The organism is Xanthobacter sp. 126, from assembly GCF_000526175.1.
In the GTDB taxonomy this organism is placed as follows: Bacteria; Pseudomonadota; Alphaproteobacteria; order Rhizobiales; family Xanthobacteraceae; genus Xanthobacter; species Xanthobacter aminoxidans.
The window spans coordinates 1,600,229-1,616,815 of the sequence record NZ_JAFO01000001.1 but is presented as its reverse complement, the minus strand read 5'-3'; the positions used below and the strand labels follow the sequence as shown (position 1 = coordinate 1,616,815).

The 16,587-nt window shown below is 66.7% G+C and carries 17 protein-coding genes; all 17 read left to right on the top strand.

The window, feature by feature from the left end; translation table 11 throughout:
* Positions 1-2: 2 nt before the first annotated feature.
* The 17 genes from XAN126_RS0107595 to XAN126_RS28945 all read left to right on the top strand — a co-directional run bounded on the left by XAN126_RS0107595 (position 3) and on the right by XAN126_RS28945 (position 16,532).
* Entirely contained in the window at positions 3-416 is a 414-nt protein-coding gene (locus XAN126_RS0107595) for a GPW/gp25 family protein (protein ID WP_024277993.1), read from the top strand.
* Positions 413-1,294 carry a baseplate J/gp47 family protein gene (locus XAN126_RS0107590; RefSeq protein ID WP_024277992.1) on the top strand — a complete coding sequence of 294 codons (882 nt, stop codon included), beginning with the start codon at positions 413-415 and terminating at the stop codon, positions 1,292-1,294. The genes XAN126_RS0107595 and XAN126_RS0107590 overlap by 4 nt, the downstream gene beginning before the upstream one ends.
* A complete protein-coding gene (locus XAN126_RS0107585) occupies positions 1,291-2,400 on the top strand; it encodes a phage tail protein (RefSeq protein WP_024277991.1) in 1,110 nt (369 codons plus the stop codon). Before XAN126_RS0107590 ends, XAN126_RS0107585 begins: the two co-directional genes overlap by 4 nt.
* 2 nt (positions 2,401-2,402) lie before the next feature.
* Entirely contained in the window at positions 2,403-5,561 is a 3,159-nt protein-coding gene (locus tag XAN126_RS0107580; RefSeq protein ID WP_024277990.1) for a DUF4815 domain-containing protein, read from the top strand.
* An 11-nt stretch (positions 5,562-5,572) separates the two neighbouring features.
* Positions 5,573-6,598: a hypothetical protein gene (locus XAN126_RS0107575; protein ID WP_024277989.1), complete on the top strand. Its 1,026-nt coding sequence runs from the start codon at positions 5,573-5,575 to the stop codon at positions 6,596-6,598.
* The gene (locus XAN126_RS0107570) at positions 6,595-6,930 is read left to right on the top strand and encodes a hypothetical protein (RefSeq protein ID WP_024277988.1); all 336 of its coding nucleotides are present in this window, start codon (positions 6,595-6,597) and stop codon (positions 6,928-6,930) included. The genes XAN126_RS0107575 and XAN126_RS0107570 overlap by 4 nt, the downstream gene beginning before the upstream one ends.
* An 11-nt stretch (positions 6,931-6,941) precedes the next feature.
* Complete coding sequence (locus tag XAN126_RS0107565) at positions 6,942-7,187, top strand: hypothetical protein (RefSeq protein WP_024277987.1); 246 nt, start codon at positions 6,942-6,944, stop codon at positions 7,185-7,187.
* Between the two features lie 153 nt (positions 7,188-7,340).
* Positions 7,341-8,669, top strand: a complete 1,329-nt coding sequence (locus XAN126_RS26945; protein ID WP_051460560.1) for a hypothetical protein — start codon at positions 7,341-7,343, stop codon at positions 8,667-8,669.
* Between the two features lie 73 nt (positions 8,670-8,742).
* Positions 8,743-10,194, top strand: coding sequence for a hypothetical protein (locus XAN126_RS26940; protein WP_024277984.1), 1,452 nt, complete (start codon positions 8,743-8,745; stop codon positions 10,192-10,194).
* Between the two features lie 21 nt (positions 10,195-10,215).
* Positions 10,216-10,734, top strand: coding sequence for a phage major tail tube protein (locus XAN126_RS0107545; protein WP_024277983.1), 519 nt, complete (start codon positions 10,216-10,218; stop codon positions 10,732-10,734).
* A gap of 45 nt (positions 10,735-10,779) precedes the next feature.
* Positions 10,780-11,217: a phage tail assembly protein gene (locus XAN126_RS0107540; protein ID WP_024277982.1), complete on the top strand. Its 438-nt coding sequence runs from the start codon at positions 10,780-10,782 to the stop codon at positions 11,215-11,217.
* 215 nt (positions 11,218-11,432) lie between these two features.
* Complete coding sequence (locus XAN126_RS26935; RefSeq protein ID WP_197024013.1) at positions 11,433-13,430, top strand: phage tail tape measure protein; 1,998 nt, start codon at positions 11,433-11,435, stop codon at positions 13,428-13,430.
* 3 nt (positions 13,431-13,433) lie between these two features.
* Positions 13,434-13,811 (top strand): phage tail protein, encoded by a 378-nt coding sequence (locus tag XAN126_RS0107525; protein WP_024277980.1) that lies wholly within the window; start codon positions 13,434-13,436, stop codon positions 13,809-13,811.
* Positions 13,811-14,044: a tail protein X gene (locus tag XAN126_RS0107520; protein ID WP_051460559.1), complete on the top strand. Its 234-nt coding sequence runs from the start codon at positions 13,811-13,813 to the stop codon at positions 14,042-14,044. The genes XAN126_RS0107525 and XAN126_RS0107520 overlap by 1 nt, the downstream gene beginning before the upstream one ends.
* Positions 14,041-15,045, top strand: a complete 1,005-nt coding sequence (locus XAN126_RS0107515; RefSeq protein ID WP_024277978.1) for a contractile injection system protein, VgrG/Pvc8 family — start codon at positions 14,041-14,043, stop codon at positions 15,043-15,045. The genes XAN126_RS0107520 and XAN126_RS0107515 overlap by 4 nt, the downstream gene beginning before the upstream one ends.
* Positions 15,046-15,050: 5 nt before the next feature.
* Positions 15,051-15,314: a DUF2312 domain-containing protein gene (locus tag XAN126_RS0107510; RefSeq protein ID WP_024277977.1), complete on the top strand. Its 264-nt coding sequence runs from the start codon at positions 15,051-15,053 to the stop codon at positions 15,312-15,314.
* 285 nt (positions 15,315-15,599) lie between these two features.
* Positions 15,600-16,532: a DNA cytosine methyltransferase gene (locus XAN126_RS28945; protein WP_081762553.1), complete on the top strand. Its 933-nt coding sequence runs from the start codon at positions 15,600-15,602 to the stop codon at positions 16,530-16,532.
* The last annotated feature ends 55 nt before the right edge of the window (positions 16,533-16,587 follow it).

The window sequence follows — 16,587 nt, the reverse complement described above, 5'->3', positions numbered from 1 at the left end:
CCATGGTCGTGCGGACGCAGCGCACCGGAACTGACCGGCTCACGGGGCGCCTTCTGAGGGGGCGCGCCCATGCGGAGCAGTCCGTCCGCGACATCCTCGCGACCCGGACCGGCACACGCTGGATGCGGCTCGACTATGGCTCGGACCTCGCGGCCCTGCGCGGTGAGAACCTGACGGCCGAGAACGTGTTGCGGGCCTATGCGGAGATGGTCGAGGCCATCCACAGCCAGGAGCCGGCGGTGCGCGTCGCGAAGATATCGCCGGCCAAGCTTGACGGCCGGGCCGGTGTCATCGGCTTCGACCTCTATCTCAGATTCTACCCCTACGGGCACCTCGGCGATTACTCGGTGGTCGAGGACATGGACTTGCGGGTACCCGTCACGGCGCTCACTCGCGGGACGGGAGCGGTGGCATGACGGACGGCGTCACCAGCGCGGATCTCGCCGGCCTCCCCCCGGCCCAGGCGATCGAAGAGTACGACCATCAGGCCATCGTGGATGCGTACCTCGCAGACTTCACGGCGCGATGGGAGGCGCTTCGAGCCGCAGATCCCGACCTTCCGGCGATCGACGTCCTGACGCTTGGAAGTGAGCCCACGGTAAAAAAGGCCGAAGCGGCGGCCGGCCGGGAGGTGCTGTTAAGGGCACGGATCAACGATGCGCTGCGCTCCAACCTGCTCTTCTACGCCCAGGGCACCGACCAGGATCATCTGGTCATCTTCTACGACGTGCTGCGCATGCTCGGCGAAAGCGATCCCGCCCTGCAAAGCCGTACGATCCTTGCCATTCAGGGCCGCTCGCCGGGCGGGCCGGAGGAGCGCTACAAGGCCATCGCCCGGGCGGCGGACGTTCGCGTCGCGGACGTGGCGGTCTATCGCGTGGGCCGTGACCCGACCATCCACGTGGCGATCTACGCGACCGACAATGACGGCGTCGCTGACGCCGCGCTGATCGCGAAGGTTTCGGCGGCGCTCCACCATCCGGGTGTCCAGCTCGTCAACGACACCATCGTCGTCGGCGCCGCGATCTTCCAGACCGTGGATGTTGCCGCGGACGTCTGGCTCCTGCCGTCCACCTCGATCACCGTCCTGGACGAGCTTCCCGGCGTGCTGCGCAAGGCGTGGGCGGCGGAAACCGGGATGGGCTTCGACTTCGAGCCGGAGTGGGCCGGAGCGCGCATGAGCGTCTCCGGCGTGCGCAAGATCAAGGTCACGACGCCCGCCGTGGTGGCGGAGCCCTTCCAGGCTCTCACCCTCGGCACCATCACGCCCACCTTCAAGGGGAGGTCCTATTGACGGATCTCCTGCCGGATACGGCCTCCCTGTTCGAACGCACCCTGTCGCAGGCCACGGACCCAACGGCGCGCCTGTCCGAGAGCATCGCCTCGCTGCACGGCCTCAAGGTCGGCAACCCGCCGCCGAGCCTCTTGCCCTATCTCGTGTTTGAGTACGGCCTCGGCCAGCTCACACCCTATCTGCCGAACCTCTATGAGCTGATCGGCGCCGGCATCGACTGGCAGCGCATCCGCGGCACTCACGCGGCCGTCGCCCAGGCGCTCGGCTGGCTCACCTATGCCGGCGCGATCGAGCAGGCGCCCACCCGCCGCCGCTGGTGGAACGCCTGGCAGCTGGCCCTGTCGCGCCTGCGCGATGACGAGGGAGACCTCATCCGGATCGAGGGCCTCGCGAACCTGTCGGCGCCCAAGCGATCCGATTTCTGGCGCGGCCATCACGGCTATGACGCGCGCGAGCTGGAGCTGGGATACGCCCGCTGGGGCGCGACGCTCTTCAGCGACCAGAGCGGTGTCACTGTCGCCCCCGGCGCCGCGAAATGGAGTTTCGGCCGGTCCGTCGAGATCGACCACGACATGACCGAGGCTGAGCTGACCGCCCTCGGCGTGTGGGTCCCGCCCGTCAGCGCCGAGGAACTCGCATGGACCGACCTGGACGCCTCCTGGAGCGAGCTCGACATCACGTGGGTGGACGATGCGGCGGTGACCCGCTCGCTGCTGATGGTCGGCGGCACAGGCACCGGCCCGGCCTGGGCGGTGTTCAAGGATTCGTCAGGCGCGGTGATCGGCTATCGGCGGGCACGGGCGCGCCGCACCGTCATCCCCGACGCATCCGGCGTCTACAGCATCGGGGGCAGCCGCTTCTCTCCCGGCAGCGGCACAGCGCTCTTCGTCGAGGCCCTCACCGATTTCGGCGACGGCGCCGGACGGGAGGCCTCCAGCGTCGGCTTCATCCTGACGGCCGAGCCAGGGCCGGGCCACAAACCCGGTGTCCGGTGGCTTGAGGCCGGCGCACTCGTGCCTGCCGGCCCGATCGTCGCCGAGCGCGCCGTCTCCATTCCCTTCGGCCTCACCGTACGTGACCGCGTCGCCGCCATCCTGAGGTTCTGAAAATGGCCTTTGAACACCCCTCGAACCTCCCCGGCGCCTACGACCGCGCGCGCAGCAACGCGCAGTGGGATGGGCTCGTCTTCGCCGAAGGTCACTTCGCCCAAGGCGCCGAGCTCAACGAGATGCAGACCATGATCGGCCGCCGGGTGAACCGGGTGGGCGACCTGGTGGCGCGGGACGGCGATCGCATCAGCGGCGCCGATATCGTCGTGGATACGGGTGCCGGCCGCATCTCGCTCGCCTCGGGCGCAGTCTATGTCCGGGGTGACACGCGGCCAGTACCAGCCCGAGTCATCGAGGGCGTTGCTCTGGCCGGCGACGTGACGGTCGGCGTGCGCCTGACCACCTCCTATGTCACCGAGGAGGATGACCCGACGCTCGTGGGCCTCGCCCCCGGCAGTCTCGGCGAAGGCGAGCCTGGCGCCGCCCGCATGGTCGAGAGCATCGCTTGGGCATTGGCGACCGATGGCGCGCCCGGCGACTTCTTCGGCGTGTACCTGGTGCGCGACGGCTCGGTCATCGACCAGGCGCCGCCGCCGAACCTCTCCAACGTGAATGCGGCGATCGCCATCTACGACCGGGACGCCAACGGCTCTTATGTCGTGGAGGGGTGTCGTGTCACGGCGCTGGGCGTCGCCGCGGGCGCCCAGGTGTTCTCGATCTCCGAGGGCGTCGCCAACATCTTCGGGTTCAAGCGCACGCGTGCCACCTCCCTGCGCCATGCGGAAGTCGAGGCCTGGGATGTGGAGACCGTCGACGCGGAGCCGCACACCTTCGACGGCGCCGGCTCCGCCACCATCGCGCTCAACCACGGTCCCATCGATACAATCAACAGCGTCGTCATCACGAAGCAGGCGACCGAGACCGTCGTGCGGGGATCGCCGAACAACTCCTCGGACGCCCTCGGCCACAGCGGCGTGACCCTGATCGTCTCGGTGACGCAGGGCGCCACCACCTATGTTTCCGGGGCCGACTACACGCTCGCAGCGGACCGGGTAAATTGGGCGCCGGGCGGGGCGGAGCCGGCGGTGGGCTCCTCCTATCAAGTGACCTATCGCTACCTCGACGCGGTGGCGGTGGACAGCCAGACCACGGACACGATCACCGTTTCGGGCGGGGTCACCGGCTCGGCCGTGATCGTCGGCTACGACTGGCGGCTCCCGCGCGTGGATCTCGTCTGCCTCGACCAGTCGGGCGGGGCGGTCTATCTGAAGGGCACATCGGCCCGCACCACGCCCATCGCGCCGATCTCGCCGGTCACGCTCCTGCCGCTTGCGGAAGTGACCAATGACTGGCGCGGCACGCCGAAGGTGGTGAACACCGGCGTCCGGTCCATGCACTACAGCCAGATCTGGCGCATGTGGAACCGCCTGGTCGACGCCCTCGACCTGATCGCCCTGGAGCGGCTGAAGAGCGATATCGACACGCGCGAGCCGGTAGCGAAAAAGGGCGTCTTCGTCGATCCATGCGTGGACGACAGCTATCGCGACAGCGGTGTTGCCCAGGACGCGGCTGTCTTCCTCGGTTCGATCCAGCTCGCCATCGACCCGACCTTCCACCCGGTGGAGATCGCCGCGCCGATCATGCTTCTCTTCACCGAGGAGGTGATCGTCTCCCAGCCGCTGAAAACCGGCTGCATGCGGATCAACCCCTATCAGGTGTTCGACCCGCTGCCGGCGCGCATCGGCCTCACACCCTCCATGGACTTCTGGACAGAGAGCCGGGACGAGTGGCTCTCGCCGCAGACGCAGGCCATCACGAACCGGCGCATTGGCTGGGGGCACGGCAATCCAACCGTCACCCGGCGCACCACCGTTGCCGACGTGCTGGTGGACGAGCGCGAGGAACTGGTGGAGTTCCTGCGGCAGATCGAGGTGGCGTTCCACGTCCAAGGCTTCGGGCCGGGGGAGACCCTTGCCGCACTTACTTTCGACGGCGTCAATGTGATGCCGGCGGGGCTGGTGGCCGATGCGGCCGGCGAGCTTTCCGGGACCTTCATAATCCCGCCGGGCATCGTCGCCGGCACCAAGGAAGTGGCGGCGACCGGCGGCAGCGGCACCACGGCGCGCGCGCTCTTCGTCGGCCAGGGTGAGATCGATATCGACGTGATGCAGCGCCAGACGCTGGTCGAAACGACCATCACCTATTGGACCGATCCGCTCGCGCAGACCTGGGCCCTGCCGGCGGAGCGGCATGTCGTGGGCGTCAACCTCCACCCCTGCACGATCGGTGACCCGGCGAACGCGGTGGTGCTCGATCTGGTGCCCACCGCCACCGGCCTGCCGACGCAGGACGTCATCGCCTCGGCCTACAAGCCCATGCTCGGCGTGGAGGTGGGGGATACGCTGGCGATCCGGTGGCGTGCCCCTGTCTACACGCCGGCCGAGGTGGAGCGGGCGTTCGTGGTGAAGACGGATGACGGCTACCACGCCCTGTCCATCGCCACCCTTGGAGACTTTGACGCCACCCTCCAGCGGTGGGTCAGCGCGCAGCCCTACAGCGTGGGCACGCTGCTCTCATCCGCCAACACCTCCACCTGGACGCCGCACCAGGCGGCCGACCTCGCGTTCGAGCTCGTCGCTGCGCGCTTCGGCCCCACCACGCGGACCGTACCGCTTGGCTCGTTCAACCTGGTCGACTGCTCCGACCTCATCATCCTCGCGACCGTGGAACTGCCGACCGGAGATTGCAGCTTCCGTTTCGAGCTGGTGCGGGCGGGCGGCGAGGTGTTGGCGCTCCAGCCCAACCAGGCGATCGAGTTCGCCACCTACGTCACCGAGACGGTGCAACTGCGGGCAGTGCTGACAGGCACGGTGTTCGTTTCTCCGACCCTGTTCCCTGGCGTGATGCTGGTGGCCGGCAAGATGCGCGCGTCCGGCTCTTATGTGAGCCGCCAGTTCGCCGCCGGGGCCGGCGTCCGCGTGTCCGCCAACCTGAAGGCGCTCCTCCCGGCGGGATCGAGCGTCACGGTCGATATGGACGCAGGAGGCGTCTGGACCCCTGTGCCGCTCACCCACACCGAGGCGCTCAACGACGGCTGGGCGGAGCGCGAGCACACCATCGACCCGCTCACCGGAGCTCAGACGCGCCTGCGCCTGACCCTCAATGGAACGCCCGCCGCTCGGCCGTCCCTGGCCGACGTCCGCGCGGTCTCGATCTGAGGATAGCGACCATGCCTGTGATCGATGATCGGACTTCGCGGAACTATCCGCTCCCGCACGCCAGCAACAAGATCGCCGACGATGTGGTCCGGCTGCGCGAAGCGCTGACGGCCGTCGATGGCGACGTTGTGGCTCTCCTCGTGGAGCTTGGCGCGAAAGCGGCCATCGGCCACGTCCATGCCCTTGCGGACATCACGGGCCTTGTCACTGCGCTGGCGGGCAAGGCGGCGAGCGGGCATCTCCATGCGCTTGCCGACCTCACAGACGTCGACGTCTCGACGGTCGCAAACGGGCAGCTCCTCAAGCGGGTCGGGACGAAGTGGCAGCCCGCAAACCTCTTGCTGGGCGACATCGGCGGATGGGAGGCCACCGTCCAGGCGATGATCGCCACCAACGTGTCGGCGCTGGTGGGCTCCGCACCCGCCACCCTCGACACCCTGGCGGAGCTGGCCACTGCACTCGGCAGCGATCCCAACTTCGCGGCCACCGTCATGGCGGCAATTGGCGGCAAGGCCCCGCTCACCCACGGCCATGCCATGGGCGATATCACGGGCCTTGTCACCGCGCTTGCAGGGAAGGCGGCGAGCGCCCATGCGCATGTGGCGGCCGACATTTCCAACTTCGCCGGGGCCGTCGCGGCGCTCATTCCGCCGATCTATTTCGAGAAGCTGTGGGACACCACCATTTCGACGCTCGTTGCGGGCGTGGAACACAGCGTCGACTTCGGCACCTACACCGCGGCGCTGACCTTGGTGCTCGGCGTTTCCGGCGATACCGGCGCGACCAACGGTTTCCACCGAATCAACATGCTCGATAGTTCCGGGACTGTGCTGGAGAACGCACAGTCGGGCGTGTCCATCGGCGCTGCCAACCACTCGTCGAGCGCCACCTTCTGGAGCAAGTACGGCATCATGGGCGCGGGCGCGCCCAGCAACGCAAAGACCTTCGATACTGCCCAACGCATGCGTTACGCCCTCAACGGCTCCGGCACCAATCTGGATGCCGGCCGCATCATCACCTTCGGGATCAAGATATGATGCAGGTCTACATCGACGACGAGCTCGTCACGCTCACACCCGAGGATGCCGCCCTATGGCAGGCGGCGGCATCGGCCGCGCTGCTGCCGGACAAGATCACCCGGACCCAGGGGCTGCTCGCCCTCCTGGAGCGTGATCCGCCCATCACCGAGGCGCAGATCCTCGCCTTCATCGCGACCATCGAACCCGAGATCGAGCGCGAGCGGGTGCGTATCCTCTTCGCCAATCCCGACTGGCGGCCGAATGATCCCCTGTGGTCGCAGCATTGCGCGACGTTCGGGCTGACATCCGCTGACGTCGGGGACCTGTTCCGCCACGCAGCTACACTCTGAAAGGCATTGCCATGGACTACAGGGGCTTTCAAAGCGAGGCAGGCGGCATCGCCGTGCGGCATTGGCCAATCGTGCCGGCGGCAGCCGACTTGAACCCCAGGCCGTGGGCGATCTTCGTCGCCGCAGATGGCAATGCGGTGATCCAGGACGAAGACGGGAGGCAGCTGACCTATCCCGTCTACGCCGGGCAAATCCTGCCGTTTTCTCCGGTGCGGGTTCTCGCCGGCACCACCGCCACCCTCTTTGGATGGAAGTGAGCCATGCTGCGAATTGGCATTGCGCTTCGGAACATTGCCATGCGTTGGCGATGGCCGCCGCCCCCGCCGGCAGGCATGGTTTATCTCGTCGACGGCGATGGCGCCTACTTGCGTGACAGCGATGGCGCCTTTTTGGTAGAGGCGATCTGAGCCTTGCTCTCGCCCGAGCCCGAAATTGAGCTGATCCCCGGCGAGACGTGGACCGCCGCGATGCTTCGGGAGTTGCGGCGTGGATGCCGGGACGGGGAGCCGGTGACGGTCCTTGCCGCGAGGCTACGATCAAGTGTTCGGGCCATCAGCCGGCGGATCGAGCGGTACGGTTTCGAGCCGCTGGAAGATGGCCGGGTGAAGAGCCGGCGACTGACCGAGCATGAGATCGGGCAGTTTCGACAGTTGCGCGATTCCGGCGTTCCGAAGGGCGTCATAGCCGATCGCCTCGGTGTCACCCAGGTCCAGTTGAACCGAGCGATCCGATACTTCGCACTCGGCCGGCCCAAGGTTCGGCTTTTCCGCGGCCACAAGGTGTGCTGGCCAGGACGGGAGCTGACGGAGGCGGAGAAGCGGGAAGCCGCCGCGCTTTATGCTGACGGCGTGGCGACCTGGTACATTGCAGAGCGATACGGCCGCGGACCGAAATTCATCCTGCAGCTCATGAAGCGAATGAACGTTGCTCGGCCTCCCGGATGGCATGATGCATTGATCCGGAGAGGCGGGCACATCTGGTCCGAGCGAGAACGTAACCGGCTTTCGCTCCTGGTTGAGCAGGGGCTTGGTATCTGCTCCATCTCGGAAGATCTCTGCCTGCCCACCAAGACGGTAGCGAAGGAGCTGAAGCGGATCGGCCTGAAGCCACGGAACCGGCGAGGGTTCAATGCATCGAAAGCAAGGGCGGAGGCGCGCGACCATCGCGTGTATGCCCTCCATATCGAGGGCCTCGACAACTCTGTGATTGCGGCCCGTCTCGGCGTTGGCGGGAAGGCGGTCGCCGCGTCCCTGGAACGCAGCAGGGGCAAAGGGCTCAACGTCCGGCAGAGCGATCGCGCGGCGCGATGGTCGCCAACAGACAGGGAAATCGACCTGATCGCGGTCGGCTACAAGCTAGGGGCCTCAGCCGCCACCATCGCGTCGCATTGCACGGCTGAGAGACCCGGTCAGGTTAAGGACGTGGCCCATGCTGAAAACATCCGCCATCCCCTGTGGAGGCGGCCGCACCTTCAGGCGATCCGGCCGGAAACCCTGCTGTATCACAGGATTTCGGGGACGTTGGATCAGCATCTGGATAACTGCCTGCTGGTCTATTACCGTACCCTGACTTGGCAGATCATTGAGGCTGCCGTGTCGCGCGCAGCAGAGGCGCTGGCCTACTTTCCGCACATGCGCCCCGTGCCGTTCCCGGTTATTGACGCCCGTGCGAGCCAACTCCGTGCCAGCCTCGCGCGTCACCTGGCCGAAGGGCGTGTTCCCCAAGCCCTGGCCCGGTGACATTGTCACCGGGGTTGCGTGTCCGACGCCCACATAGCCTCGCCTTCGATCCTCCTCAGGTCAAGGCGATCCCATGGCTGCGCTCACCAGGAACCACGGCGTCCGGTTCATCGACTCCGGCGAAGACGCGCGCACCGTCGAGGCGCCGGATTTCTCCACCATCACCATCGTGGGAACGGCCGAGGACGCCAACGCGGATACGTTTCCGCTCGAAACCAACGTGCACATCTACGGCAATGAGAGCGACACCATCGCCCTCCTCGGCGAGGCTGGCGAGATCCCGGCCGCCATCGATGACATCTTGTCGGAAGGCATCAACCCTTCTCTCATCATCCGCCGCGTCGAGAAGAAAAGCACCCGCAATGAGTTGCTTGGCTCTGTCATCGGCGACCCCTCGGACCGGACCGGTCTTTGGGGACTCCTGGACGCCCGCGCGCAGACGTCCAAGCGCCCTGGCCTCATCATCGCGCCCGGCCTGACCAACGACATTGTGGTTGGCGCCATGGGCGTGACCATCACCGCTCAAGGCAATGGCTACACCCATGCCGAGGTGACGTTCACCTCGGCCGGCGCGGCGGTGGTGCCCACCGGCTCCTGCACCGTTGCCGGCGGCAAGGTGACTGCCATCACTCTCGACAATGCCGGCTTCGGGATCGTCGCGGCGGTGACTGCGGCGATCACTGGCGATGGCAACGGCGCCACCGCCACCGTGGCCACCGGTGCCGTGGCAAACCCCGTCGCCCTCGCCCTGTCTGCCGTCTGCAAGAGGTTGCTCGCTATCGGCATCCCGGATGGCCCGAACCTGACGCGGACAGAGGCCGCGGCTTGGGCGGCCAAGCTGAAGAGCGACAATGGCCGCTACCTCTACGCCATCGACCCGGCCATCCGCCGCTTCGTGACCCTCAGCAACGGGGACGACAGCATCCTGACCCGGCCGGCCTCGCCCGTGGTCGCGGCCCTCTTTGCGAAGCGCGATCGGGAACGTGGCGGCCCCTACTGGAGCCCCGAGAACCAGACCGCGAGCGGGATTGTCGGCACCGCACGGCCCGTCAGCTACTATGACGGCGAGACGGACCATGAAGCCAACTTCATGATCCAGAACAGTCTCAACACCTGGATCGACGGGAACGAGCTGTTCGGCTCGGAAACGCTGGCGACCGATTCCAACTGGCGGTTCATCAACAAGGTGCGCACCGAGAACGCGATCCGCGCCTCGCTGCCGTCTGCGCTGCGCAAATGGCGTGGCGACAACTTCACCGCCCACAACGCCCTCATGATCGTGAAGACGATCGAGCAGTTCCTGGACGAGCTCGTCGGGCTCGGCGCCGTCGTGGGCTACACTCGCTATTTCGACCGCGTGCTCAACCCGAACGCCAACATGCGACAGGGCATCCTGCGGATCGAGCTGCCGCACGAGAACACGCCCGTCATCTCCGACATGCAGATCGGGATGCGCCCCTATCTCGCCGCCTTCGACATCCTCGCCGAGGACATCCAGCAGGCGCTCGGCACCCTCACGGCCTGACCGGCCCCTTAGGAGGCACCCATGGAATTCGTCCGCAAGGCCGGCAACCTGTATTGCGAAGGCATCAACGGCTGGCTCGCGCTTTCGAGCTACCAGCTCCCCAGCCCGCGTGTGAAGACCGAGACGCACCTTCCCGGCGGCGGGATCATGGAGCTGGAGGTGCCGATCGGCGCCATCGAGCCGCTGGCGCTCAACTTCAACATGAAGGGGGCGGACCCGCGCTTCCTCGGCCAGTTCGGCCTCGAGCTTCAGCATGCACGCCTCTACACCATCTACGAGCTCATCCAGGATGACCTCACGGGCGTGAAGCGGGAGCGCATCATTACCATGCGCGGTGTCTTCTCCGAGGCCAGCCCTGAGGAGATGCAGGGCCGCGGCATGAAGGGCTACGGCTACCAGATCAAGTCCATCACCGATTTCGAGGACGTGATCGAGGGTTACGGAATCATCGCCCGCTTCAGTTTCCGGACCAACACCTGGCAGGGCTACGGGGTCGACGTGGGCACCTACGACAACCGCATCCTGCGCATCTCCGGCTGATCTTTGCCCTGCCTTCAACCGCGTTTGAAACCGGAGTGACCGCCCGTGGAAAACCTGCCGCCGCCCATCGCCGACGCCCCCTCTCTTCCCCCTATCGCTCCGCCGGCCGGCTCGCCCGATGCGGCGCGCCGCAACGGCGGGCCTGCGGCCCCGGTCACGCCCGCGGCATCCCCTCAGCCTCTGCCGCCTGTCGCCACCGCGTTGGATTTCGTGCAGCGGCCGTCGCGCACCGTGCCGCTCGATTATCCGTTCGTCCTGGACGGGTGCCTCATCGATCAGATCACGGTGCGACGCCTGCTGACCGCCCAGGTGGCCGCGCTGTGCGAGGGCGGCAAGGCGCCCGATCCCTTCGATTGCTATGCGGTGATGACCGGCCTGCCGACGCCTGTGCTGCGGGGCCTGGATGGTGACGACGGCCAGGCGGTGGCGGAGGCCGCCTTCGATTTTTTGCCCCGACTGTTAAGGGACGCCCTGTCCGCCTAGCCCTCACCGACTGGCGCGATGTGGCCGGCCGCGTCTCCTCCACCTTCTCGACCAGCCTGAGCGAGGTCATGGCCATGCCGTGGGATGAACTCACGCACTGGTGGGTCGCAGCCAAGGATATTGATGGCGAGCGCTGGGCGCTGTTGCGCCGTCTGGTGAGGGGCTGAGGGATGGGCAACAATCTCGACGTCTCCCTCCGGCTGAAGCTCGTGAATATGCTGCGCGGCCCGGCGCAGCAGGCGAAAGGTGATCTCAAGAGCGTCGGGGAGGCGGCCCGCAGGCTCAACGGCACGCGCGGCGGCGAGAAGCTGGAGAAGGACCTCAACCGCGTCAGCGGCGCGGCCAGAAAGGCCACGGGAGACGTCCAGAAGCTCGATCGGGCAAGCCGTGCCCTTGGCACGGGCGGGCGGATCGGCAGCCCTGGTGGTGGGGCTGCGGCCGCTCGCATTGGGGCGTTTGCTGCCGGCTCGGGCGAGGTTGGTTCGGCGCTTGGTGTGCCCGGCATGGCGCTGGGCGCCGGCGTCGCGGCCGGAGGGGCGATTGCAGGAGGGGCCATCGCGGCCGGCCTCGCACTCAAGGCCTCCGTTCGCGAGGCCATCAAGTTCGAAGATGCCATGGCCGAGGTGAGAAAGGCCGTTGATCTCGACCCGAAAGGCCTCGCAGAGATCGAGCGCACGATCCTCAAACTCAGCCGCACCACCCCGTTGGCGAAGGAAGAGATCGCCCAGCTCGTGGCGCAAGCGGGCTTCGCCGGCCGTCCGACTGAGGATCTCGTGCGCTTCGCCACCTTCGCGGCCAAGGCGGCCGTCGCTTTTGGCATGACTGCGGAGGATGCTGGTGACTCCCTCGCCAAGCTCGGCAACGTGTTCCACCTGACCCAAGACGGAATCGAGCAGCTTGGCGATGCCATCAACACGTTGGGTGACAACACCGCCAGCAAGGAACGGGAGATCGTCGACTTCCTGAAGCGGGTAGGCGCGAACGCGAAAACGTTTGGCTTGGCGGAAAGGCAGACGGCGGCTTTCGGCGCCGCCATCATATCCCTGGGCGTGGCTCCCGAGGTGGCATCGACGGGCTTCACCTCACTCATCACGAAAATGAGCACGGCCGAGAAGGGCGAGAAGAAGTTCCACGCGGGGCTGAAAGCACTCGGCCTCAATGCGAAACAGGTCACCAAGATGATCAAGGATGGCCCCGCGACGGCCGTGCTTGAGGTGTTGAAACGTATAGATAAGCTGGCGCCGGACAAGAAGGCCGGTGTTCTGGTTGATCTGTTCGGCCTCCAATATCAAGATGACGTGGGCCGCATGGCCGGGGCGCTCCCGGAATTCATCAAGGCATTGGAGCTGGTCCAGGACAAGTCCAAGACCGCCGGGAGCGTGGACAAGGCGTTCTCGATCTTCGACGAGCTGACTTCGTCCAAGATCAAGAAGATGGAGCATCAGTTCGCATCGTTGGGCACGCGGATCGGCAAGGCCATCACGCCGGCCCTCGGGGACGCAGCCGATGCCATCGCCTCCTTCCTGGAGAAGATCAACACCGCCCTCGACCGCACAGCGGAGGCGAAGGAGCTGGCCGACAAGCTCGCTTCCGGCCAGTCGCTCACGGCGGAGGAACGCGGGCGCCTGAAGGGCGATCCGGAGCTGAACAAGAAATTCCAGGGGGACGTCGCGGCCAAGGATCATCCGCTGATCGGCCTGCTCCACCAGCAGATCGAGCTGGAGAAGGAGCTCGCAGCCGCGCAGGCCGCGGGGGCCGGGGGCGACCTAGGCGCGCAGAACAAGGCCATCGCCCTGCAGGCCGCGCTGGCCCAGACCAAGGCCGAGGTCGAGGAGGCGATGAAGCTGCCCGGCGCGGCCGATGCGGTCTCGCAGTCCATGCGGGCGGTTACCGAGGCGGTGAGCACCGAGGGTGAAGCGGCGGTCCAGAGGGCGCAGGAGATTGCCGACCGCATCAAGGCCCTGTTCAACTTCACGGCCTCGCCGACCATCTCGCCGCAGTTCGCCCCCTCCGGCGACACCAGCAAGATGCCATCAGCGCCGCTGCCCCCATCACGGCCGAAGATGGGGGCCGCCGCGGCGGACGGGCGCGGCTATGCACAGACCAACACGTTCCACATCACGGGCAGCGATCCCGAGGCCACTGCCGCGGCCGTGCATCGCCAGCTGGCGCGCCTCGGCAATTCCTCGAATGCCCTCTTCGATACGGCTTGATCCATGGCGCAGCTCATGTCCCTTGGCCCCCACGTGTTCCGGGTGATTGGCCTCAACGGCCGCGCCGTGGAGATCGGGTCCGAATCTGTGTGGGCGGAGTTCGGCCGGTTCGGGATGACGGACGGCGCGCACTTCACCGGCATGAAACGCGCGACGCAGAAGATCAGCGGCATCCTGTGGCCGAACGCCATCGGCGGCCTGCCGGACTATGAAGCCATCCGAGCCAGCCAGTACGCCGGCAAGCCGCTGCCACTGCTGCAGATGGGCCGAGGCTTCTCGGCAAGCATCCTGGGCCGCGTGACGATCGAGAGCGTCTCGGACCTCTCCGAATTCGGCGGGCGCAAGATCGCCTTCGACATCACCTTGAAAGGGTTCGTGTGATGGCGGTGGATCGTATCTACACCGTCAGGCGCGACGGCGAGCGCCTGGACAAGATCGCCCGTGCCGAGCTGGGCAGCGAGCGCGGCGGTACGTTGGAGGCCATCCTCGACCTCAATCCGGGCCTCGCCGCTCTGGGCGACACACCGCCGCCAGGTACAAAAATCCGCCTGCCTCCTCGGCCGACCTCGACAAGTGTCACGACGGTGCCGCGCATCTGGGGGGAGCAAGAGTGACGACGCCCCTCTTCCAGCTATTCAAGGGCGGCACCGACCTCATGGTGGCGATGGCTCCTTTTTTCATCTCGGCCACCTACAACGACGAGGCCGGCCACACGAACGACACGTTGGAGGTGGTGCTCGCCGATCGTGCTCGCGAACTGCCGTTGCCCACGGAAGATGACCTGCTCGTCGCATTCGGAGGCTATGTGGGCGGGAAGGTCGCCATGCTCGGTGCGTTCAAGGTGCAAGGGTGGACGGGCGAGTGGGAGCCCGGCAACCCCGAGACCATGACCATGCAGGCGCGCGCCGCGACCTTCACCGGAGAGATCAAGGCGTTCGGATCGAAACACTGGGATGACGCAACGCTTGGCAGCATCCTCCAGGACACGGCGAAGGCGGCCGGCCTGACCCTTGCCATCGATCCCGAACTTGCCTCCACCGAGATTCCGTACGCCCTGCGGTGGGAGGCGAGCCCTATCGACTTCGCCACGCGGCTGGCGGACGAGCACGGGGGCATTGTGAAGGCCGCCGGCAAGCGCCTCGCTGTGGTGAAGAAGGGAAGCGGGAAGGGTGCGGACGGCGCCCAGCTCCCCGTCATCCGCGTGACGCGGTCGGGCAGTTCGGGCTGGAGCATCGAAGCTGAGCCGAGGCCGCGCCAGGGCGACGTTTCGGCCTCCTGGATTGATCCGGCCACAGGCCGGCGCGAGCTGGAGACCGAGAAGACGGGCAAGAAGGGGCCGAAGCACTCTCTTATTCATGTGCGGGCGAGCCGAGCGGAGGCCAAGGCTGCGGCCAAGGCGAAGGCAGCCGAACTGAACATGCTGACGGGCTCCGGCCATTTCATTGTGCCGTTCGACCCGGCCAACGTCGCCGGGGCATTTGTGCAGGCCTCCGGCTTCGGCAGGGGGATCGATGGCCAATGGTCGTCGGAATCCATCTCCACCACCTGGGCCAAGGGCAAGGCCACCCTGTCCACGATCAACGTCAAGGCCAAGCCGGACGAAGAGGAGGAGTGACAACCATGTCCGAGGACACCACCGATGCCCCCGCGGGCTTCGCCAAGGAGCAGCTCCAGTCCTTCATCGAGCGCATCGAGCGCCTGGAGGAGGAGAAGGCCGGCATCGCCGACGACATCAAGGATGTGTTCGCCGAGGCCAAGGCCAACGGCTTCGACGTGAAAGCCCTGCGCACCATCCTGAAAATCCGCAAGGAGGATATCGACGAGCGCAAGGAGCACGAGGCGATCGTCGACCTCTATCTCCAGGCCCTGGGCATCTTCGTCTAGCGGGCGTGGGGCGGGGCGCCAGGCGCCCCAACGCGGGACAGCCGGCAAGCAAGACCCGCGCGACCGGAAGTAGCTCACGGTCCCCCAGGAGGGACCTAAGAGCTGGATGTTAAGGAGTGGAAAACGTACGATGCCGCTGCGGTGCCTTGCTGTTCCGCACCGACCGGGGGGCCATCAGGGGCCGCCTCGAAATCAAGTGCCGCCGCTGCGGCACGCTCAATGCCTTGAGGCCCTCCGAGCCCGCCCCCGAACGCCCCGAGCGTCCCCAAGACGGAGACGCACGTTGTGGCTCTACATCCCGTTGAAGACCCTCTCGCCGGCCGAGCAATCCGAGGCCTCGCGCTCTGCGCAGGGGTGGGAGGCCTGGAGCTCGGCCTCGGCATCGCAGAACCCGGATACCGCACTGTTTGTTACGTCGAACGGGACAGTTTCGCGGCGTCCGTTCTCGTGGCCCGGATGGAAGACCAGGTGCTATGCGAGGCGCCTATCTGGGACGACCTTGCCACCTTCGACGGCGGCGCGTGGCGTGGCTCGGTGGATCTCCTCACAGCGGGCTACCCCTGCCAGCCGTTTTCTGCCGCAGGCCGAAAGCTCGCCGAGAAAGACCCGCGACACCTTTGGCCCCATGTCGCCCGCATCATTGGCGATTGCGGGCCCGCCGTCGTCTTTCTCGAAAACGTCGCAGGCCATGTCGATCGGGGATTTCATCAGGTCGCCCGAGAGCTACAGGGAATGGGCTTTGTCGTCGAAGCGGGCCTGTTCTCAGCGCTTGAAGTCGGCGCTGCGCATTGGCGGGTCCGCCTTTTCGTGCTGGCCTACGCCGACCGCCTGCTTCATGGCGAATCGCGCGGAGCTGCGCCTCGGCGTCGACGGCATTCTCTGGGTGCCGGCGGCCGACCAGGTGGGCAGCCAGGTATCGATTGGCGAGGTGGCGAAGAACTGGGCGGTGTTCCGCCGGGTGGCCGTGGCGCTGGGATGGAGGCCGGGTCCGATGCCTCCCTTCCCCTTTTCGCGCCGCGTCCTGGGGACCATCAGACCTGGGAGCGGGTCCTCGCCGGGCGAATGGACCTTGAACCCTGCTTTCACGGATTGGCTGATGGGCTGGCCCACCGGGTGGACCGATACCACGCAGCCGGTAACGGGGTTTGCTCACTGGCTGCGGCGCTCGCGTGGCGCACTCTCAACGCTCGCCTGCAACACCGCTTAAACGGGGGGTGAAACGGGGCTCCAGCCGGGTGACATCCGTTCCTGCGCGCGATGACACGCGATTTTG